Source organism: Lysobacter sp. F6437 (genome assembly GCF_052547215.1).
The window spans coordinates 741761-760132 of sequence record NZ_JBQWRB010000001.1 but is presented as its reverse complement, the minus strand read 5'-3'; the positions used below and the strand labels follow the sequence as shown (position 1 = coordinate 760132).

Annotated in this window: 20 protein-coding genes; 9 read left to right on the top strand and 11 right to left on the bottom strand. The window is 67.9% G+C overall.

Annotation, left to right across the window (positions count from 1 at the left end; genetic code table 11):
* Positions 1-95: 95 nt before the first annotated feature.
* On the top strand, positions 96-1202 hold the full coding sequence (locus ACT9F5_RS03500; protein ID WP_445118541.1) for a peptidoglycan DD-metalloendopeptidase family protein: 1107 nt from the start codon (positions 96-98) through the stop codon (positions 1200-1202).
* A 24-nt stretch (positions 1203-1226) separates the two neighbouring features.
* Here ACT9F5_RS03500 and ACT9F5_RS03495 read toward each other — a convergent pair whose 3' ends face one another.
* Both ACT9F5_RS03495 and ACT9F5_RS03490 read right to left on the bottom strand, forming a co-directional pair.
* Positions 1227-2165 (bottom strand): pyridoxal-phosphate dependent enzyme, encoded by a 939-nt coding sequence (locus tag ACT9F5_RS03495; protein ID WP_445118540.1) that lies wholly within the window; start codon positions 2163-2165, stop codon positions 1227-1229.
* 2 nt (positions 2166-2167) lie between these two features.
* The gene (locus ACT9F5_RS03490) at positions 2168-2365 is read right to left on the bottom strand and encodes a hypothetical protein (RefSeq protein ID WP_445118539.1); all 198 of its coding nucleotides are present in this window, start codon (positions 2363-2365) and stop codon (positions 2168-2170) included.
* A gap of 143 nt (positions 2366-2508) precedes the next feature.
* On the opposite strand from ACT9F5_RS03490, the gene ACT9F5_RS03485 reads away from it, so the two are divergent.
* Positions 2509-3348, top strand: coding sequence for an arylamine N-acetyltransferase (locus ACT9F5_RS03485; RefSeq protein WP_445118538.1), 840 nt, complete (start codon positions 2509-2511; stop codon positions 3346-3348).
* Between the two features lie 31 nt (positions 3349-3379).
* On the opposite strand, the gene trmY is transcribed toward ACT9F5_RS03485, so the two are convergent.
* The 3 genes from trmY to ACT9F5_RS03470 form a co-directional block, all read right to left on the bottom strand.
* Positions 3380-3973 carry a tRNA (pseudouridine(54)-N(1))-methyltransferase TrmY gene (gene trmY / locus ACT9F5_RS03480; RefSeq protein WP_445118537.1) on the bottom strand — a complete coding sequence of 198 codons (594 nt, stop codon included), beginning with the start codon at positions 3971-3973 and terminating at the stop codon, positions 3380-3382.
* Positions 3974-4049: 76 nt separating this feature from the next.
* Entirely contained in the window at positions 4050-4268 is a 219-nt protein-coding gene (locus ACT9F5_RS03475) for a hypothetical protein (RefSeq protein ID WP_445118536.1), read from the bottom strand.
* Positions 4265-5665, bottom strand: a complete 1401-nt coding sequence (locus tag ACT9F5_RS03470; RefSeq protein ID WP_445118535.1) for a tetratricopeptide repeat protein — start codon at positions 5663-5665, stop codon at positions 4265-4267. Before ACT9F5_RS03470 ends, ACT9F5_RS03475 begins: the two co-directional genes overlap by 4 nt.
* Positions 5666-5799: 134 nt before the next feature.
* On the opposite strand from ACT9F5_RS03470, the gene ACT9F5_RS03465 reads away from it, so the two are divergent.
* The gene (locus ACT9F5_RS03465) at positions 5800-6759 is read left to right on the top strand and encodes a cupin domain-containing protein (RefSeq protein ID WP_445118534.1); all 960 of its coding nucleotides are present in this window, start codon (positions 5800-5802) and stop codon (positions 6757-6759) included.
* Between the two features lie 4 nt (positions 6760-6763).
* On the opposite strand, the gene ACT9F5_RS03460 is transcribed toward ACT9F5_RS03465, so the two are convergent.
* From ACT9F5_RS03460 to rph, 4 genes are all read right to left on the bottom strand, one after another.
* Entirely contained in the window at positions 6764-7243 is a 480-nt protein-coding gene (locus tag ACT9F5_RS03460; protein ID WP_445118533.1) for a VOC family protein, read from the bottom strand.
* 68 nt (positions 7244-7311) lie between these two features.
* Positions 7312-7779, bottom strand: coding sequence for a hypothetical protein (locus ACT9F5_RS03455; protein ID WP_445118532.1), 468 nt, complete (start codon positions 7777-7779; stop codon positions 7312-7314).
* Positions 7780-7821: 42 nt separating this feature from the next.
* Entirely contained in the window at positions 7822-9210 is a 1389-nt protein-coding gene (locus tag ACT9F5_RS03450; protein ID WP_445118531.1) for a M14 family zinc carboxypeptidase, read from the bottom strand.
* A gap of 59 nt (positions 9211-9269) precedes the next feature.
* Positions 9270-12011, bottom strand: a complete 2742-nt coding sequence (gene rph, locus ACT9F5_RS03445) for a rifamycin-inactivating phosphotransferase (RefSeq protein ID WP_445118530.1) — start codon at positions 12009-12011, stop codon at positions 9270-9272.
* Between rph and ACT9F5_RS03440 the strand changes: the two genes are divergently transcribed.
* From ACT9F5_RS03440 to ACT9F5_RS03430, 3 genes are all read left to right on the top strand, one after another.
* Positions 12010-13050, top strand: coding sequence for an LD-carboxypeptidase (locus ACT9F5_RS03440; protein ID WP_445118529.1), 1041 nt, complete (start codon positions 12010-12012; stop codon positions 13048-13050). The genes rph and ACT9F5_RS03440 overlap by 2 nt on opposite strands.
* Before the next feature lie 79 nt (positions 13051-13129).
* The gene (locus ACT9F5_RS03435) at positions 13130-13660 is read left to right on the top strand and encodes a hypothetical protein (RefSeq protein WP_445118528.1); all 531 of its coding nucleotides are present in this window, start codon (positions 13130-13132) and stop codon (positions 13658-13660) included.
* Between the two features lie 117 nt (positions 13661-13777).
* A complete protein-coding gene (locus ACT9F5_RS03430) occupies positions 13778-14497 on the top strand; it encodes an outer membrane beta-barrel protein (protein WP_445118527.1) in 720 nt (239 codons plus the stop codon).
* A 63-nt stretch (positions 14498-14560) separates the two neighbouring features.
* On the opposite strand, the gene ACT9F5_RS03425 is transcribed toward ACT9F5_RS03430, so the two are convergent.
* The gene (locus tag ACT9F5_RS03425; RefSeq protein ID WP_445118526.1) at positions 14561-15043 is read right to left on the bottom strand and encodes a pyridoxamine 5'-phosphate oxidase family protein; all 483 of its coding nucleotides are present in this window, start codon (positions 15041-15043) and stop codon (positions 14561-14563) included.
* Between the two features lie 174 nt (positions 15044-15217).
* Between ACT9F5_RS03425 and ACT9F5_RS03420 the strand changes: the two genes are divergently transcribed.
* A complete protein-coding gene (locus ACT9F5_RS03420) occupies positions 15218-16177 on the top strand; it encodes an amidohydrolase family protein (protein ID WP_445118525.1) in 960 nt (319 codons plus the stop codon).
* Here the strand turns inward: ACT9F5_RS03420 and ACT9F5_RS03415 are convergent.
* On the bottom strand, positions 16135-16797 hold the full coding sequence (locus tag ACT9F5_RS03415) for a glutathione S-transferase N-terminal domain-containing protein (protein WP_445118524.1): 663 nt from the start codon (positions 16795-16797) through the stop codon (positions 16135-16137). The two genes, ACT9F5_RS03420 and ACT9F5_RS03415, sit on opposite strands and share 43 nt — an antisense overlap.
* Positions 16798-16942: 145 nt before the next feature.
* Here ACT9F5_RS03415 and sigJ point away from each other — a divergent pair, with 145 nt between their 5' ends.
* Together sigJ and ACT9F5_RS03405 are read left to right on the top strand one after the other, a co-directional pair.
* Positions 16943-17836 (top strand): RNA polymerase sigma factor SigJ, encoded by an 894-nt coding sequence (gene sigJ / locus ACT9F5_RS03410; RefSeq protein ID WP_445118523.1) that lies wholly within the window; start codon positions 16943-16945, stop codon positions 17834-17836.
* Positions 17837-17874: 38 nt separating this feature from the next.
* Positions 17875-18333 carry a carboxymuconolactone decarboxylase family protein gene (locus ACT9F5_RS03405; RefSeq protein WP_445118522.1) on the top strand — a complete coding sequence of 153 codons (459 nt, stop codon included), beginning with the start codon at positions 17875-17877 and terminating at the stop codon, positions 18331-18333.
* Positions 18334-18372 lie beyond the last annotated feature (39 nt).

The window sequence follows — 18372 nt, the reverse complement described above, 5'->3', positions numbered from 1 at the left end:
AATCGCCGTTGCCGTTCGGGCAAGTCCAAGGGTTGTGCGCGATGGGAGTGGCTCCAGTTCGTCCCTGGATGACATTGGCGGTGGGGCTTCTGGCGATGGCGGCCGTACCCGGCGCCCGCGCCGCGGAGGTGCGCAATACCGTCGACCTGCACGTGCCGGCCGCACCCGCGCCGGTCACCGTCGATGGAAGGGCGCAACTGGTCTACGAATTGCAGATCGGCAATGTCAGCGACTTCCCGATCACGCTTGCTGGCGTTGAAGTCCGTGCCGATGGGCAGGCGCTCACCACGTTGGCCCCCGCGCAACTCGATGCGCGGCTGGGCCGCCCCGGTATGGTGGCGGCTGGTGATGCGCCACGTACGCTGGCGCCGGGCATGCGCAGCACGCTGTATCTGGAAGTCGCGGTGCCGCCGCAGGTGCGCCCGCAGGCACTCAGCCACGGCATCGATTATGTGCTGCAGGGCAGCGAAGGCCCGGTCACCGGTACCGTCGAAGGCGGCCGCGTCACGGTCGACCCGACCCCGCCGCCAGTGCTGTCGCCGCCGCTGCGGGGCGGGCCGTGGGCGGCGGTCCACCATCCCGACTGGCCGCGCGGACATCGGCGGATGGTCTATGCGGTCAACGGCCGCGCGACCATCCCCGGCCGCTTCGCCATCGACTTCATCAAGCTCGATGCGCAGGGCCGGCAGGCCGACGGCGACGCCGACCGCATCCCGGCTTGGTTCGGCCACGGCGAAGAGGTGCTGGCCGTGGCCGACGGCGTGGTGGTTGCCGTGCGCGACGACATGCCCGAAAGCGCATCGCTGGCAGCGCATCCGGACAACGCGCTGGGGGATGCCACCGGCAACTACGTCGCCCTGCAGATCGCACCGGACCGCTACGCGTTCTACGAACACCTGCAGCCAGGCAGTGTGCGGGTCGCGGCCGGTCAGCGCGTGCACCGCGGTGAGGTGCTCGGTGCGCTCGGCTTCACCGGCGATTCCACTGGCCCACACCTGCATTTCCATTTGGCCGACGCCAACTCGCCGCTGGATGCCGAGGGCGTGCCGTTCGTGCTGGACCGCTTCCGCGTGCTGGGCGGCTACGAGTCGCTGGATAACCTGGGCAGTGCACCGTGGCAGCCGCTGGCACCCGGTGCCGAGGCCGACCGTACCGCCGAGCGGCCCGCGCCCAACCGCGTGCTGCAGTTCCGGGATCGCTGACGACCGCACGACGCGGCAACACCGCTAGTCGAATGCGCTCCGGACGACATCGCCGCCGGGCTGGGTGAAGTGGTCCTGCAGGTACTTCTCGCCCTCGTCGCAGAACAGCGTCACCACGGTGGCGAGCTCGGGATGCTGCTCACGCACGCGGCGTGCCGCCACCAGGTGGGCGCCTGAACTCGGGCCGCAGAGCAGGCCGTGCCCGCGCGCCAGTCGCCGCATCTCGGCGATGGCGTCCTCGCTGGCGACCGACAACGTCGAGTCCACCAGTTCCGAATGGCGCGCGAAGATGCCGGGTACGAAGCCATCGGAAATGCCCTCGATGTGGTGTGTGCTGACCTCGCCGCAGAGGATGGTCTGCGACTCCGACGGCTCCATCGCGAACAGCCGCACCTTCGGATTGACCGCACGGAATGCCTGGCCGACGCCGATCAGCGTGCCGCCAGTGCCGACGCCCATCACCAGCGCATCGGGCCTGCGTCCCTGCAGTTGCGCCAGGATTTCCGGGCCGAGGATCTCCCGGTTCTCCTCGACGTTGTATTCGGACTCGAACTGGCTCGGTGCGAAATATCCCGGCTGCGCCCCCAGGCGCTTCGCTTCATCGAGCGCACCGTTGACGTGGAAGTGGCCGACGAACTTCACCTCGGCGCCATAGGCGCGCGAGATCGCCACGCGTTCGTTGGACAGTCCCTCCGGCATCACCACCAGCATCCGGTAGCCCTTTACCGCTGCGACCATGGACAGTGCGTTGCCGGTGTTGCCACTGGTGGCTTCCACGATCGTGTCGCCGGGCTTCAGCAGGCCCTGCTGCTCGGCTTTCTCGACCATGTACCAGGCGATGCGCGCCTTGATCGAGCCGGACGGATTCATGAACTCCAGCTTGGCGAACACGCCGTCGATCTCGAGCAGCGGGGTGTCGCCGATGGCGTCGAGGATCGAGTTCGAAATGCCGGTGTGGCGCATGGTCAGTGCGCCCTGGTCGGGCCCAGTGTCCAGCCCGGGGCGTCGCTGGCGGGGAAGCTCTGGTCGCTCTCCATGTCGACCAGTTCGTCATCGTCGAGATGGCCACTGCCGTCGTGGTCATGCTTTTCCAGCAGATCCTCCGACCGCTCCAGGCGGGATAGTAAAGGCGTCGGCTGCGGATTGGTCGGTTTGCTGTTCATGCCACCTCCGGTTCGTGGTCGCGGCACGACCATACATACGCCATGGCGGGTGAAGGCTCCCGCGTCCAGCGAGATCTACTCCTGGGTTGACCTCAACCATGCTTGAGGTCCCAGACTCCCGCATTCCACAGCAGGAGACCCGCATGCACGACGAGATCGCCGACATGGGTACCTATCTGGCGCGACTGGGGTTCGACTCACCGCCGCCGCCGACACTGGAGACCCTGGGCCAGCTCCAGCTCCGCCACACCGCGGCATTCCCTTTCGAGACCATCGCTACGCTGCTGCGTGAACCCGTGCCCGTCGACCTGCCGTCGGTGGAGCGCAAGCTGCTGCGCGAAGGCCGCGGCGGCTATTGCTTCGAGCTCAACCGCGTGTTCCTGGCATTGTTGCACCAGTTGGGTTTCCAGGTGCGCGGGCTCACCGGGCGGGTAGTGATGGGCCAGGCGAACGACGCGATGCCGGCGCGCACCCACCTGCTGGTGCGGGTGGCGATCGATGGCGTGGACTACATCACCGATGTCGGCTTTGGCGGCATGGTGCCCACCGCGCCGCTGCGGCTGGACAGCACCGATGTCCAGCCGACGCCGCATGAGCCATACCGGCTGGCCCGCAGCGGCGGGAGCTACATCCTGCACGCCCAGGTGGCCGGCCAGTGGCGCGCGCTGTACCGGTTCGACCTGCACCCGCAGGAGGAGATCGACCTCGTCGTCGGCAACTGGTACGTCTGTACGCATCCGGACTCGCCGTTCCTCGGCAAGTTGACCGTTGCACGCACCGGCCCGGGCCTGCGTCGGACGTTATCCAACGGTAGCTATGCGATCCACCGTCTCGGCGCATCCAGCGAGCGCCACGAACTGTACTGTCCCGACGCGGTGATGACGCTGCTGCGCGAGGCGTTCGGTATTCGGTTGCCGCAGCGTCCCGGGTTGCGCGATGCCATCGCGGGTGTGCTGGAGGACGCAAGCGTCATAGCCGGGTAGTCGGCACGTTCCTGACGCGCGTCGTGGGGAGTTACCGCTGGTCCAGCTCGTGATGGATCAACACCACGCATTGCGACGCGAACAGCATCGTCCGCCCCAGCGTGATCCGTTTGGCACCGAGGCGATCGAGACTGCCGAAGGTCTTCTTCGGCATCGGGATGTGGTCGGTCAGCAGGAAGCAGGGGTTGCCTTCGAACGCCTGCTCACGGATCGGCGTGCCTTTGCGGTCCATCACGAACAGCTGATGGTCCTCGGCCAGTTGTTGCACCAGCCGCTCGAAACTCAGCGTCTGCACCGTGACACCCGATTCCACCGGTCGCGTCTCCTCCTTGCCCATCCCGCGGGAGGCATCCAGCGCCTTGGCGACCTTGCTCAGCAGTGCCTGCTCGTTGAAGCCGCCGATCTCATGCATGGCGCTGGCCTCGAAGCGGATCGTGCGGGAGAAGTCCTGTGTGCTTTCCAGCACCAGGTAGACCGTCACGTCGGGGCGGTGCGATTGGGCGACGAAGATGGCATTCATCAACGTGTGTGCCAGGATTTCCGCATGGGCTTCGGTGCCCACGGAGGCCAGCAGCTTCTGGCTGTCCGTGGGCGCCGCCCGCGCTCTCAGTACAAAGGTTCGCATGGGTGTCGTCGTGGGTCCGTTCGGAGCGGCACGGGGCGGCCGTCCGGGAATTGTCCACCAATCCGCAGGGTCGGGATCAGCCGTGGACCCGGAACAGGGACAGCCCGGTCCACCCGTGCAGATAGCGGCCGCCCAGTTCCCGCCGGGGTGGCCTGTCGAAGCGGCTGTCGTTCTCGCCCTGTTTCCCTGCGGTTGTCGCGAATTCAACCATTTCGGAAAGGCGAAGCGGCACCGCGTCGGCCAGGTCCTGGGCGGTCCAGTGCAGATCGAAGGGGAATTGAGTGGAGATTTTCATGGTGGGGATCCCGGGATATTGATCAGTGGGGAGAGGGTGGCGGGCCGCCGTCTTCGCACCGCGCATGGCTGCGGCAGGCCTTGCGTCGGGTCCGCCGTGCGGACAAGGAACAACCGGTTGAGCGGGCTTTCCGGCCGCTGCGCTGCACGCTCGGCAGCCAGCGCCGCGGCGAGCGTTCGATACCCTCCGCGAATCGCCGCCTCCAGCAGGGTGAGGTCGAGAAGGTCGCGCTGTGCGTGGCTGCCGCCAAAGCGCTGTGCGTGGCCACGTAGCGGACGCAGCAGCGAAATGGCGTCGGCATGGCGCGCCTCGCCGAACGCCTGCATCGCACGCGCGGCATCCAGGCCGACTTCGCGTGCGAAAGCAGCGGTATCGCCGGTGCCCGTCGCGGCGGCAGTTTCCAGCGATTCCAGTACCGCCCGCTGCGCCTTGCCGCGTCCGCTGCCGACGAAGGCCATCATCGCGTGCAATTCGTTGAACGCGTAGTGCCCGGCGCCCGCCAGTGGCGCCCACCGGTCGGCGACGGTTTCCCATCGCTCACCGACGTCCGCGCCACGCAGGTGGAGCCGCCACAGCAACGAGGTGGCGTCGATCAGGTCCATCGCCAACGCCGAACGCCTGCCGTCGATCGGGCCGTCGAAAAGGTCCAGCGCCTCGTCGATCCGGTCGAGCTCCAGATGGAACAACGCCAGGTGCCACCAGTTGTGCACGGCGAAAGCGCTGTCGCGCGACCAGAGCTCGGCATCCGTACCCAGCCAGGCGATGCCGTCCTCGGTGCGGCCCTGCATTTCCATTACGTGCGCGACCGCATGCCAGCCCCAGCCGTCGCGAGGCTGGCGTTCCACGCTCAGGCGCCCATGGCGTTCGGCCTGCGCGTACTGGCCGCATTCCTCCAGGCCAAAGGCATACATGCCCAGCAGCGCGTGGTGGCCCGGCTGGCTCGCACCCCATGCCGGCAGTGCACGGGCAATACGGTCGCGGAGCATGCGCGCGTCGCCGGTGAAGAAGTCGAGCAGGTGGCCGGCCTGCAGCGCGAGCGCGTCGCGCGGGTAGTCGGCGTTGATGTCCTCCAGCGTGCGTGCCGCAGCGCGCCAGCGGCCCTCGAGCAGCAGGCCGATGGCCCGAAGGTGGCCGCGCTCACGCTCGTTGGCCGGCAGGGCCTCGGCGACGCGCAGGCAATCACGTGCGATGGGCAGGCCGGCGGGCTCGGTCCCGAGCAGGTGCAGCCAGGCCTTGAGCACGTGCGCCATCGTCATCGCCGGGCTGGCGGCGAGCGCATGCTCCACGCTGGCCACCGGATCGTCGATGTAGCAGCGCAACTCGTGGCTGGCCTGCTCGAACGCGGCAAGGCTGTCGGCGGTTGCGCCGGTCGTGGCGAGGTCAGCATAATCACGCATGGTCATGAGTCATCCTCCCGAAGGCTGCCGGACCGTCCGGCATGGACAGCACTCTCGCGCCGTCGCGGGAGCCGCGGAATGGCCGTGCCGCCTGATCGCTGTGCCCTGCCGCCGCCAGTTGTCGGCTCGCCGCCATGGATGCCCTGTCTGACCTGCTGAGAGTGCTTCGCTTCACCGGCGGGGTGTTCCTCGACGCCACCTTCCGCACGCCGTGGTGCGTCTACTCGCAAGTCACCCGGGAAGACTGCACGCCCGACACGCCGAGCGCGAGCCTGGTGGCGTTCCACTACGTGCTCGACGGCCATGTTGAAATCAGCATCGGCGATTCACCGCCACGTGCCTGCAGCGCCGGCGATCTGATCGTGGTCGTACGCAACGACGTGCACCTTTTCGGCAGCGATCTCACCTTGTCGCCGATGCACGCCGAGTCGCTGATTCGAGAAACCAGCCATGACGAATTGCCGCACATCGACTCCGGCAGCGGCGATACCGTGGTCAGTCGCTTCGTCTGTGGCTATCTCGGCACATCCGTGGCAACCCATCCCTTGCTCGATGCGCTGCCCGACCTGTTGGTCGCCAACGTACGTGGACGCCCCTGTGCGGAATGGGTGGAAAGTTCGTTCCGCTTTGCAGCACGCACGCATGTCTCGCACCAGCCCGGGGCGCAGGATGTGCTGGCGCGGCTGTCGGAACTGTTGTTCGTCGAGGCGGTACGCGAATACATCGAACACCTGCCACCCGGGGCCACCGACTGGCTGTCGGCGCTTCGCGACCCGCCGTTGGCCCGTGCGCTGTCGGCGCTGCATGGCCGAGTCGCGCACCCATGGACCACCGAGCAGCTCGCCGACGAGGCGCTGTTGTCGCGCTCGGCATTCGCCGAACGTTTCGCGCGCACGCTCGGCGTGCCGCCGATGACCTACCTGACCCGCTGGCGGATGCTGATCGCCGCGCAACGGCTACGCGAGTCGCGCGCCTCCATCGGCCAGATCGCGGCGGGCGTGGGCTACGAGTCCGAATCCACCTTCACCCGCGCCTACACCCGCGAGATGGGCGTTACCCCGGGAGCGTACCGGCGCGGTCAGTCTGCTTCCTGATGTTTCACTTTCGCCACGCGGCTTCGATGGTGGCGATGTCGATCTTGCGCATCGTCATCATCGCGTCGAAGGCGCGCTTGGCCGCGGCGCGGTCGGGGTCGGTCCACGCGTCGATCAGCACGCGCGGGGTGATCTGCCATGACAGGCCCCATTTGTCCTTGCACCAGCCGCACTCGCTTTCCTGGCCACCATTGCCGACGATCGCATTCCACAGGCGGTCGGTTTCCTGTTGGTCGTCGGTGGCGACCTGGAACGAGAACGCTTCGCTGTGCTTGAACGTCGGGCCGCCATTCAGACCCATGCACGGGATGCCCATCACGGTGAAATCCACGGTCAGTACGTCGCCCTGCTGGCCGTCGGGATAGTCGCCGGGCGCGTGGTGGATGGCGTCTACCGAGCTGTCGGGGAAGGTTTCGGCATAGAACGTCGCGGCGTCGAGCGCGTCGCCGTCGTACCACAGACAGATCGTGTTCTTGGGGATCATCGGATATCTCCTCGGTTGCGTGTCTGTATCGACGAGCGACGGGCCGCGGAATCGACAGCGCGTGCGTCTCAGTTGCCGGGGATGATCTGCGCCGAGTCGCCCGAGCCGAGCACGCGCACCTGATCGCCGACGCTCAACCGGCTGGCATCGGCGGTCTGGATGGCCGACTCGCTGCTGTCGTCGAAACGGATCATCACCATGTAGGCGGCGCTGGTTTGCGTCCCCGGTGCCGCGACACGGGCGGTATCGGTCGCGTCACGGGTGGCGCTGCTGGCGACGTCGTAGGCTTCGGAGGAATAACCCCCGGTGGCGTTTGCGGCCGTGCGCCCCGCCAGGCGTGCCAGCGACCGGGTAAGCGCGTTGCCCGTGGCGGACGGGCGCTGGGGCTCGGCGGCCTGCGTCTGGACTTGGACCGGCGCGATCCCGGTGACCACACCTTTACGGATCGCGACTTCCTGCGCCGCTGCGGAAATGGATACGGCAAGCAGTGCGGCGGCGATCAGGACGTTGAACACGGGGGTCTTCATCATCTTCATGGTGGCTTCCTTGAGGGGTGGGGGATGGTGATGCAGGGAGTTCTACCACCCGGTGGTGGCGTCCGGGCGGTTGCGGGTGGGTCCCGGTTGCTCCGGATCGACGTCGCCGGCCAGGGTCCACACCACATCACGGCCCTCGGGATCACGGCCGAGGTGGAAGTAGGCCGGCATGTCGGTCGCGAATGTCAGGGGTGCGCCGCCTGCGGGAGCGCCCGGCGGGGCGAACGGCACGATGTACAGCCCGGACGCGTCGATGGTGCGTCGCGCATGTGCCTCGCCGAGGTCGCCGATATCGGCGATCGAGCCGCCGCGCTCGAGTAGCGAACGTTCGAAGTCGACCAGCAGGTCCACCCTGGCCTGCGGTTGCCCGGGTATCGCCAAGGTGCCGCCGGTGATCAGCAGGTCCGACCAGACATCGCCGTTCTCCGGCAGTTCCTCGTAGCGCTGTCTCGGCAGGCCGGCGTGCGTGCCGGTGGCGATGGCATCGAGTGCGCCGACCAGGGCGAGGAAGTTGAGCTTGCGCAGGCGCTGCTTCTGCAGGTCGCCCTCGATGCCGCCCGACTCGATCAGGATCGTCGACACGCCGGCCGCGGCGGTGAGGTCGCCGAACGCGCGCGGGTTGAAGGTGTCGTCCCATTTGGCGATGTGGCCGCCGATCATGGGCTCGAGCACGGCGCGGATCGCCACGGCCACTTCGATGGCGCGGGCGCGGGTGGGGTCGACGTCGCGGGCCTCGTTGAACGCCGGCGCGAGCAGGGCGATGGCGGTGCCGCGGTCGGAGTCGCCGGCGCGATAGCCCACTTGCTGGTCGTGCAGGTTGAAACCGAAAGCGGGCTGCACGCGTTCGCGCAGGTCGTGCAGGGCGCGCGCTTCCGGAGAAACGAGCGCGCGCGCGTCGCGGTTGATGTCGATGCCCTGGGCGTTGCGGCGCTGGAAGCGTGCCGCGCCGTCGGGGTTCATGACCGGCAGGAAGTGCAGGGTGGTGCCCTGTTGCAGGCGCTGCACGATCGGGTGGTCGGGATGCGCGCCAAGGAACTGGAACAGGTCGGCGATCGCCATCGATGCGGTGCTCTCGTCGCCGTGCATCTGCGACCACAGCAGCACGCGCGTGTCGCCATCACCCCATGACACGTGGCGCAGCGGGCGGCCTTCCACGCTGCGGCCGATCTCTTCGGTGTGGAAGCCGCGTGCCTCGGTGGCCAGTGGTCCGGCGACGTCCCACCAGTGCTCCGGCGAGAACGCGCGGTCTTTCAGGTCCGCCACCCGGATGTTGGTGTCGTACAGCGCATCCAGTTCTTCCAGCCAGGCCGGGGGCGGCGGCATCGGGGTGTTGGCGGGTGTGCCGGGATCCGTGTCGGCGTCTTTGGCCCGGGACGCGTTCGGCAACAGGAGTGGCAACAACAACAGGGACAGTGCGAGGAGGCGACGCATGGCGGTGCTCCATGAAAGGCACGCCCGATGCTCCGAGGCTCGCGCGGTGCTGTCAAACGCTACGCCAGGATTTCGACGTAACCCTCCGTGCCGTGCACGCGGATCCGCTGCCCGTCACGGATCAGGCGGGTGGCGTGTTCCACGCCCACCACGGCTGGCAATCCGTACTCTCGCGCGATGACCGCGCCGTGCGTCATCAGGCCGCCCACTTCGGTGACCAGGCCTGCGATCGAGACGAACAGCGGGGTCCAGCTCGGGTCGGTGAAGGGCGTGACCAGGATGTTGCCCGGTTGCAGGTCGGCTTGCGTCATGTCGAACACGACGCGGGCGCGTCCCTCGACGGTCCCGGCCGACACCGCAAGCCCGACCAGCGCACCGTCCGGGAGGTCTTCGCGTCGATACATTCCGCTGACGCATTCGCCCTCCGAGGTGAGTATGCGGGGTGGGGTGAGTGCGCGGTAGGACGCGAATTCCTGCTTGCGCCGGGTGATGAGTTGTCCGTCTGCCTGCTGCGTGCGCGCCACCTCGTGCAGCTCCTGGAAGGTGAGATAGAAGATGTCCTCCCGCTCGCGCAGTACGCCGGCCTGCACCAGCCGCGCGGCTTCGTCCAGCAACGCCTGCTTGTAGACGAAGTAGCGGCATATCAGGCCGTACTTCGGATACTCGCGGTAGCCGGTGAACGTGCGGACCCGGTCGATCATCTGCTTGGTCTGCGCGGCCTTCTGCTCACCGTCGGGCAGGGCACGCAGGCGCTGCAGGAGGTCCTGTTCTTTCTCGCGGGCCTCCTGTGCGCCCTGTTCGAAGCGCTTCGTGGCGGCGCCAGGCTCGAAGTTCCTGATGTTGCCCAGCAGCAGCGGCACGAGCATCGACGGGCGTTCACTCCAGCGCGTCGCGGTGATGTCGATCTCGCCGGCGCAACGCATGCCGTAGCTGTCGAGCCAGCGCTGGATGGCGTCGCGTGCCTCGCGTCCTCCCGGAAGGGCGGGCAGCGCGTCGAGGACATCGTCGTTGGCGTCCTGCTGCAGGAACGCCAGCACCTGTGGATGCGGACGGATGGCATCGGCGACGTCCATCAGCGCCAGCCCCATTTCGGACGTGATGTTGCCGGGAGCGGAGCGGGTGAGCGTGTCGGCCGCGTTCTTCTCGCCCAGCCACTCGTACAGGTGGTCATTGAGCCACCCGGTAGCCTCCATGCCCGCCATGATCGCGCGGTGGCTTTGCGGGTCGAACAGGAGTTCGCGCATCTCCCTGGTGTCGTCGAGGAGGAACTCGAACAGCGCGGGCCCAGTCCGGGTCCGGATGTCGCGCTTCAGCGTGGCGATGGATGCCTGGCTTTTTGCGATCAGCGCGTCGACGACGGCCGGATCGGTTTCGATTGCAGGCGGCGCGGGGGCGCCCGACGCGGAGGCCGGCGCTGTGTCGGGCTGCAAGGGAATGAAGCCGCGCTCGATCAGGGTCCGCAGCGCGTCGCCGATCAGTGGGTCGGATTTGCCCAGCATCTCCAGCAGCCCGGCGCGGCCTGCCGGCGTCGACAGCCGGGGGGCGGCGTCCATGAACATGCGGCCTCCGGCCTCGCGCATGGCGGCGTTGGTGAGCTGCCAAACGGAGACCCCCAGCGGCCGCAAGGGGTCGGTCATCATCTGCTGGTGGCCGACGGATATGTAGACGTGCGGCGCGCTGTCATCGGCTGCGGGAATGGGGAACAAGGTGGTGATGGGCCGGCTCTGGACGATGTGGAAGCCGTCGTCGTCCAGGCACCATTCGATGTCCTGCGGGCTGCCGAAGTGCGCCTCGATCCGCCGACCCAGTTGCACGAGTTGCACCACCTGGGCATCACTCAACGGCGGGGCGGGTGCTTCGCTGGCTGTCGCTTTCTCGACGATCCGGTCGTCGCGCACCTTCCATGCATCGGCGTTCACCGTGCCGGAGACCAGCGCGTCGCCCAGCCCGAAGCAGGCCTCCACCGACGCGACCTTGCGGTTGCCGTTGACGGGATCGGCGGTGAACAGCACGCCCGACGCCTCGGGGCAGACCATCCGTTGCACGACCACGGCCATGTGGACCTTGCGGTGGTCGAAGCCGTTGCGCAGGCGATAGGCGATGGCCCGCTCGGTGAACAGCGACGCCCAGCACCGGCTGACATGCTGGAGGATCTGCGCGGCGCCCACGACGTTGAGGTAGCTGTCCTGCTGGCCGGCGAAGGAGGCGTTGGGCAGGTCCTCGGCCGTCGCGCTGGAGCGGACGGCGCAGGCGGTCCCGTCGCCGAGCGGGGTGAGCGCGTCGATGATCGCGGTCGCGATGTCGCCGGGAATCGCGACGGCTTCGATGGCTGCGCGGATTTCGGTGCCGAGTGCGTGGATCGCCTCACGGTCGTCCGGGGCCAGTTGTGACAACTGGTCGAGCAGGGCGGTGATGGAGGGTGTCGCCGCCAGGACACGCTTGAAGGCTGCGGTCGTCACGCAGAAACCCGGCGGCACGCGAACGCCCTTGGTCCGCGACAGTGCGCCAAGGTGCGCGCCTTTGCCGCCGACGATCGCGACCTGCGTCCGATCGACCTCCTGGAGATCCAGCACGTACCCATGCTTCGACGACGTGGTGCTCATTCGACGGCTCCCGCAACGCAGCCTTGCTGCCAAGGTCGGCGATTGGACCCCACGGCAGGGGGCTTGCCGCAAGCCCCGGGGCTGATAGGATATTGAAACGGGAAAGCGCGAAATGCGCCTTCCCTTTTTTGTGCCCGTCGATTTGTTGCGCGCGGGCGCGTTAATGTGGCCTGTCGCGAACCCAAAGGGCGAAGGCATGCATAGACGAGATTTCATCGGCAGCGCCGCACTGGCGGCTCTTCTCCCGCTGGTGGGTGGTAGCGGCAACGCGATTGCGGCGCCGCGCGGGCGATTGCTGCCGGTGCCCTTGAACCCGGGGGACACCGTCGCGCTGGTCAGCCCGTCCTCGGCCACGGACGAGCGGCTCAGCCTGCAGCTCACGCAGGAAGCGATGCAGGCGCTCGGCTTCAAGGTCAAGACCGGCGCGCATTACGCGGCGCGCCGCGGCAGCCTGGCGGGCACCGACGCCGAGCGTGCCGGCGACCTCAACACGATGTTCGCCGACGACGAGGTAAGGGCCATCGTCTGTGTCCGCGGCGGGTCCGGCGCGGCGCGGCTGCTGCCGCTGCTGGATTACGACGCGATCCGCGCCAATCCCAAGGTGCTGCTCGGGTATTCCGACATCACCGCGCTGCACAACGCCATCCTGTCGCAGGCGGGGCTGGTCACCTTCCACGGGCCGATCGGCGCGGGCAGTTGGAACGCCTTCAACGTCGACCAGTTCCGGCGGCTGTTCTTCGAACGCGAGCTGATGCGCTACGAGAACGTGGTCGATGCCGGCGATGAGCTGGTGCCACGCAAGCACCGCACGCTCACCATCACCGGCGGCAAGGCGCGCGGCGAGCTGGTCGGCGGCAACCTGTCGGTGCTGGTGGGGCTGGCCGGGTCGCGCTACCTGCCGGACTTCGACGGCAGGATCCTGTTCCTGGAGGACGTGGAGGAGGCGCCGTACCGCATCGACCGCATGCTCACCACGTTGAAGCTGATGGGGGCGCTGGACCGGATCGCCGGTTTCATCTTCGGCGACTGCACCGATTGCGACCCCGGCGAAGGCTTCGGCTCGCTGACGCTGGACCAGATCTTCGACGACCACATCAAGCCGCTCGGCATTCCCGCGTATCGCGGCGCGATGATCGGACATTTGCGCGAGCAGTTCATCGTGCCGCACGGCGGGCAGGTGGAGATGGATGCCGATGCGGGGACGTTCCGGATGCTGGAGCCTGTGTTCCAGGGGTGACGGGGACGGCCGGTTGCACTCACACGACCCGCACCGCCGCACTGCGACGCTCTCCACCATCCCATCCGTGGAGACCGTCATGTCCGAAACCCTCATCACCGACGAGCTGAGCAACAGCAAGGTCGCGGCGGTGTTCGCCAACGCCGACGCGGCGCGCGATGCCGCCCGCGACGTGGCGGCGGCGCTGTCGCTGGACGCGGCGCAGGTCAAGGTCATCAGCCCGACCGAGCCGAATCCCGGGCGCAAGCTGGAGCCGGAAAGCGGTGGCATCTGGCGCACCATCGTCACCGCGCACGTCAAGCTCGGCATCCTGGGTGCGGTGGCCGGGCTGGTGGTGTTCGCGGTGATGTACGGCATGGGTATCCGCTACATCACCAGTTCGCCGGTGGCGGCGGCTCTGGTGCTGCTGTTCTTCGGCGCCGTCGGCGGGCTGTTCCTCGGCGGACTGGTGTCGCTGCGCCCCGACCACGACCCCTACGTGCTGGCCGCGCGCGAAGCGATGGACAGCGGCCGGACCACGGTGGTGGTGCACGCTTTCACCGCCGCCCAGGCCGACGAGGCCGCGGAATATCTGCGCGGACAGGGCGGTGAGGTGACTTCGACGTTGTAGCCGTGACTGTGCGGTTTTGTTGACACCCGCGGCCGCCGTCCCCACCCTGTGCGCTGCGTCACACAACAGGTCGGCGCGCAGCAGCGTGACCGATCGCGTCCACCACAGGGGAACCACATGAAGAAGACCAGCCTGATGGCGGCCATGGCCGCCGTCGTCGGCGGTGCCGTCCTGGCATCCGCCACCGCGCACGCCCAGACCACGCCGACGGAAGCCTGGCAGCCGCCGCAGGGCGAGATGGATCCGGCCAAGCGCGTGCCGCAGGCGTCGCAGCCGGCGGCTGACGCGACCTTGCAGTCGCACACCGGATCACAACCGTATTACGCAGATTCGGCCGCGCCGGCGAGCCACGAACAGGGCCGCGGTGGATTCTTCCTCGGCGCGCAGGCCGGCAAGGGCTGGGTGTACGACGACATCGACCAGTCCGCGTTGATGGTCAACGCCGGCTACCGCTGGCAGGCCGGCCCGGTGACGCTGGTCGGTATCGAAGTGGCGGGGGGCCGGGTGGACGACACCGTGGAGGATGGTTGGCGCTACGGCAAGGTCGAGGTCTTCAGCGTCGGCGCCAATGCACGCTTCAACTTCGGCAGCGGCAACCCTGTCTATGGCCTGGTGCGCAGTGGCTATTGGGTGACTGGCGACAACGAGATCGGCGACCGGCTCGATGGCGGCTATGTCGGCGCCGGCCTTGGCGTCGACTTCAACCGCAACTTCAACATGAGCCTGGTGTACACCACCCACGTGTACTTCGAGAATCTCGAGTGGACCAATGACGGCGTCTACTACGACGCCAGTCGTGCCGACACGCTGATGCTCGGCGCCGAAGTCCGGTTCTGACCGGCAGGGTTGCTGCCATGCAGTTTGGAAGGCCGCCTCCGGGCGGCCTTTTCCATGGCAGTGTCAGCCCAGGTTTACGTCGCCGACCTTGTCGTCGTAGCTCTTCTTCGGGTCCACGCCAAGCAGAAGCTTCACGCCCGCCAGCAGGCTGTTCTCGTTGAGCCACACGTGGGCGTCGGCGGCATCCATGCGCAGCAGGCGCAGCTTGGGGTCGTCCTTGCCGTTCTCGAACCAGGCGGCGATGAACGGGTTCCAGAGGCGTTCGATCACCGCGCGGTCGTTGTCGATGACCACGTGCCCGCTGATGGTGGCGAACAGATCATGGTCCTTGGCGGCAAACGTGGCGGTGGCGGCGTGGCCGCCGCTGCCCTCCAGCGACTGCGCGAGCTCGGTGTCGCTCGCGGTGAAGAACCACAGTGGAGTGCGGTCGTCCTCGGCCAGCGCGGTCATTGGCCGCGGCTCGACGCCGGTGGCGCCAAGCATCACGGTGCGGTCGTCGCCGAGTGCTTTCCAGAGCTTGGCTTCGAGTTCACGGGTATCGGTCATCGCGGTCTCCTGGGTAACGAAGGTGGGGTGCGAGGGCCTGCAGGTGTAACGTCCCGGGCGTGATGGGGTCGCCAAAAGGGCGATGTTTCAGGCACCGCGGTTCCGCCTCGGCTGTCCGGTCGTGGCCGGCCCGGGCGTTCCTTCGGGAACTCCCGTAGTCCGACGAGCCACTGCATGCGCCTGTTCACCTGCCTGCTCCTGCTGGCCTTCGCACCGGCCTTCGCCCAGACCAACGGGACTGCCTACGACGGCCCCATCATCGACGTGCATCTCCACGTCGGCCCGGCGGCGCCGGGCGCGCCGAACCCCGCCACCGGCGAACCCACCACCGCCAATACCGACGCCGAGCGCGAGGCGATGACCCTGGAGCGCATGCGCCGGCACGGCATCGTGCTCGGGCTGGTGAGCGGGCCCGACGCCGCCATGGCGAGCATGCGGCGCGCCGGCGGCGACGCCATCTGGGCCGGCGCCTTCCTCGATGACGGCCACACACCGTTGCCGCCGCCCGAAGTGCTGCGCGAGGCCTTCGAGCGCGGCGAGTTGCGGGTGATGGGAGAGATCGCCGCGCAGTACCGCGGCCTGGACCCCAGCGACGCGTGGTTCGAGCCTTACCTGGCGCTGGCCGAGGAGTTCGACGTCCCCATCGGCATCCACACCGGCTTGGCCCCGCCGGGCACGGCCTACGGCTGCTGCCCGGATTTCCGCATCGACCTGGGCAATCCGCTGCGGCTGGAGCCCATGCTCAAGCGCCACCCCGAACTGCGTGTATGGCTGGCGCATGCTGGCTGGCCGTTCCTGCAGGAGACCAAGGCGCTGCTCTACATGTACCCGCAGGTGTATGCCGACGTGTCGGTGATCAACTGGATCATTCCGCGCGCCGAATTCCACGCCTACCTGCAGGCACTGGTGCAGGCCGGCCTGGCCGACCGGCTGATGTTCGGCTCCGACCAGATGATGTGGCCCGAGGCGATCACGCTGGCGGTGGAGGGCGTGGACAGCGCGCCGTTTCTCACGCCGGAAGACAAGCGCGCGATCTTCTACGACAACGCGGCGCGGTTCCTGCGGGTGGATCGCAGTCCGCCCGGGGCCGGTCAATCCCGGTCCGGCGCACCCAGCGGGAAGTACGAGCGGTAGGGCCGTGCTTCGTCCACGGCGCGCTTGAACGACGGGCGGGCGAGCAGTCGTTGGCGATAGGCGCGGACGTGGGTGAAACCGGCGTCGATCGGGTGGGTCCAGTCGGCGTAGAACAGGAATGGTGCGGCACCGCAGTCGGCCAACGAGAACGCCTCGCCGGCGGCCCATTCGCGCGTCGCCATGCGCTGGTCCAGCCATGCGTAGGCGGTGTCGAGCATCGCGCGGGCGTCATCCACCCCGCGCGGGTCGCGTTCGGCTTCGGGCCGCAGCCGGTCGAAGACGACCTTCTGCTGCGGGGTGGAAATGTAGTTGTCGAAGAAGCGGTCGAGCATCCGCACCTGCAACGCGGTGTCGGGGTCGGCGGGGACCAGCTTCACCGGCCCCGGATGGTGCAGGGCGAGGTACTCGATGATGCAGGTGGCCTCGAGCACCGTGCGGTCGCCATCGACCAGCACCGGGAAGCGGCGCATCGGCCACAACGCCGCAAGCTCCTCGTTGGCCCTGGGGTCCTCCAGGTTGCGGTAGTCGAATGGGGTCTGGTTCTCGTACAGCGCGACCAGCGCCTTCTGGCTATAGGAGGAGAACGGATGGGCGTACAGGCGGGGCAGGGTGGCGGGCATGCGGGACTCCGGGTGGGTTTGCCTGTGCGACGAACGGGAATGGTGCGGTTCGACACGATGGATTTCGGTGGACAGGACCAGACTGGCTGTCACGGATCCACCCGCCCGTGCGTCCTGGCCATGTGTTGACCGAGAATCCCGACCAATGGACCCTGCCACCTCCCTGTTCGAACACCATCGCTCCCGCCTCTTCGGCCTGGCCTATCGCATGCTCGGCACGCCCGCCGATGCCGAGGACGTGCTGCACGACGCCTGGTTGCGGCTGCATGCGCACGACCTGGCCACGCTGGACGATCCCGAAGCCTGGCTGGTCACCGTGACCACGCGGCTGGCGCTGGACCGCCTGCGCCGTGCGAAGGCCGAGCGCGCGCACTACACCGGCCCATGGTTGCCCGAACCACTGGCGCCGGAAACCGAGCATCCGGACACCACGCTGGAGCGCAGCGAATCACTGACGCTGTCGTTCCTGTTGCTGCTCGAGCGGCTGAGCCCGGACGAGCGGGCGGCATTCCTGTTGAACGATGTATTCGACTACAGCCACGCCGAGGCCGCGGCGATCCTGGAGATCAGCGAAGACGCCTGCCGCCAGCGCGTGCACCGCGCCAGGACGCGCCTGCGTGAAGGGCGCCCGCGCTTCAACGTCGATGAGTCCGCACAGCGACGGTTGCTGCGGCGCTTCGTCGTCGCGATGGAGGAACCCACGCTCGATTCGCTGCGCGCGCTGTTTGCCGAGGATGCCGTCCACGTCAGTGACGGCGGTGGTGTCGCGCGCGCAACGCTGCGTCCGCTGCACGGCGCCGACCGGCTTGCGCGGCTTTACCTGCAGCTCGGGCGCAACCTCGGCGGAGCGCGCTACGAGCTGGCCACGCTCAACGGCGCACCCGCGTTGTTCATGCGCCAGGGCGATACCCTGTTGTCGGCGATCTGGATCGAGTGCGGTGACGAGCGCATCACCGCGATCCACGCGTTGCGCCACCCGGGCAAGCTGGCCCGGCTGCTGGCTGTCACGAAACCGGGGGCCTCTACGTCCTTGCATTGAAACGGCCAATTCCGGCCGCCCACTGCAGGAGTGTTTCCATGTCCCGTTTTTCCATGCAACGCCACTACGCCTCCCTGCAGCCGCTGATCGCGCTCAACGAAAGCATCCACTCCGCCGGCCGGCTGGAGCCCGCGCTGATCGAACTGGTGCTGATGCGCGTGTCGCAGATCAACGGTTGCGCCTACTGCCTCGACATGCACAGCAAGGATGCCCGCGCCGCCGGCGAGACCGAGCAACGCCTGTACATGCTGCCCGCCTGGCGCGAGACGAAGGTGTACAGCGAGCGCGAACAGATCGCGCTGGCCTGGGCCGAGGAGCTGACCGAACTCGCCTCGCACGAGGCGGTGTCCGACGCGCTGTACGAGCGGGCCCGCCAGCATTTCGAGGAGGTCGAACTGGTCGACCTGACGATGCTGGTGGTCGCGATCAACGGCTTCAACCGCATCAACATCGCGGCGCGGATGATCGGGGGCGGTTACAAGCCGAGTGCGCGTTGATCGGGCCAAACCCCGAAGCAGGCGTCGCTCTCGATCCCG

Excerpts from the sequence above, each read along its gene's own strand:
- ACT9F5_RS03500 (WP_445118541.1), top strand. The coding sequence starts at position 96 with ATGGCGGCCGTACCCGGCGCCCGCGCCGCGGAGGTGCGCAATACCGTC.
- ACT9F5_RS03495 (WP_445118540.1), bottom strand. The coding sequence starts at position 2,165 with ATGCGCCACACCGGCATTTCGAACTCGATCCTCGACGCCATCGGCGAC.
- ACT9F5_RS03490 (WP_445118539.1), bottom strand. The coding sequence starts at position 2,365 with ATGAACAGCAAACCGACCAATCCGCAGCCGACGCCTTTACTATCCCGC.
- ACT9F5_RS03485 (WP_445118538.1), top strand. The coding sequence starts at position 2,509 with ATGCACGACGAGATCGCCGACATGGGTACCTATCTGGCGCGACTGGGG.
- trmY (WP_445118537.1), bottom strand. The coding sequence starts at position 3,973 with ATGCGAACCTTTGTACTGAGAGCGCGGGCGGCGCCCACGGACAGCCAG.
- ACT9F5_RS03475 (WP_445118536.1), bottom strand. The coding sequence starts at position 4,268 with ATGAAAATCTCCACTCAATTCCCCTTCGATCTGCACTGGACCGCCCAG.
- ACT9F5_RS03470 (WP_445118535.1), bottom strand. The coding sequence starts at position 5,665 with ATGCGTGATTATGCTGACCTCGCCACGACCGGCGCAACCGCCGACAGC.
- ACT9F5_RS03465 (WP_445118534.1), top strand. The coding sequence starts at position 5,800 with ATGGATGCCCTGTCTGACCTGCTGAGAGTGCTTCGCTTCACCGGCGGG.
- ACT9F5_RS03460 (WP_445118533.1), bottom strand. The coding sequence starts at position 7,243 with ATGATCCCCAAGAACACGATCTGTCTGTGGTACGACGGCGACGCGCTC.
- ACT9F5_RS03455 (WP_445118532.1), bottom strand. The coding sequence starts at position 7,779 with ATGAAGATGATGAAGACCCCCGTGTTCAACGTCCTGATCGCCGCCGCA.
- ACT9F5_RS03450 (WP_445118531.1), bottom strand. The coding sequence starts at position 9,210 with ATGCGTCGCCTCCTCGCACTGTCCCTGTTGTTGTTGCCACTCCTGTTG.
- ACT9F5_RS03440 (WP_445118529.1), top strand. The coding sequence starts at position 12,010 with ATGCATAGACGAGATTTCATCGGCAGCGCCGCACTGGCGGCTCTTCTC.
- rph (WP_445118530.1), bottom strand. The coding sequence starts at position 12,011 with ATGCCTTCGCCCTTTGGGTTCGCGACAGGCCACATTAACGCGCCCGCG.
- ACT9F5_RS03435 (WP_445118528.1), top strand. The coding sequence starts at position 13,130 with ATGTCCGAAACCCTCATCACCGACGAGCTGAGCAACAGCAAGGTCGCG.
- ACT9F5_RS03430 (WP_445118527.1), top strand. The coding sequence starts at position 13,778 with ATGAAGAAGACCAGCCTGATGGCGGCCATGGCCGCCGTCGTCGGCGGT.
- ACT9F5_RS03425 (WP_445118526.1), bottom strand. The coding sequence starts at position 15,043 with ATGACCGATACCCGTGAACTCGAAGCCAAGCTCTGGAAAGCACTCGGC.
- ACT9F5_RS03420 (WP_445118525.1), top strand. The coding sequence starts at position 15,218 with ATGCGCCTGTTCACCTGCCTGCTCCTGCTGGCCTTCGCACCGGCCTTC.
- ACT9F5_RS03415 (WP_445118524.1), bottom strand. The coding sequence starts at position 16,797 with ATGCCCGCCACCCTGCCCCGCCTGTACGCCCATCCGTTCTCCTCCTAT.
- sigJ (WP_445118523.1), top strand. The coding sequence starts at position 16,943 with ATGGACCCTGCCACCTCCCTGTTCGAACACCATCGCTCCCGCCTCTTC.
- ACT9F5_RS03405 (WP_445118522.1), top strand. The coding sequence starts at position 17,875 with ATGTCCCGTTTTTCCATGCAACGCCACTACGCCTCCCTGCAGCCGCTG.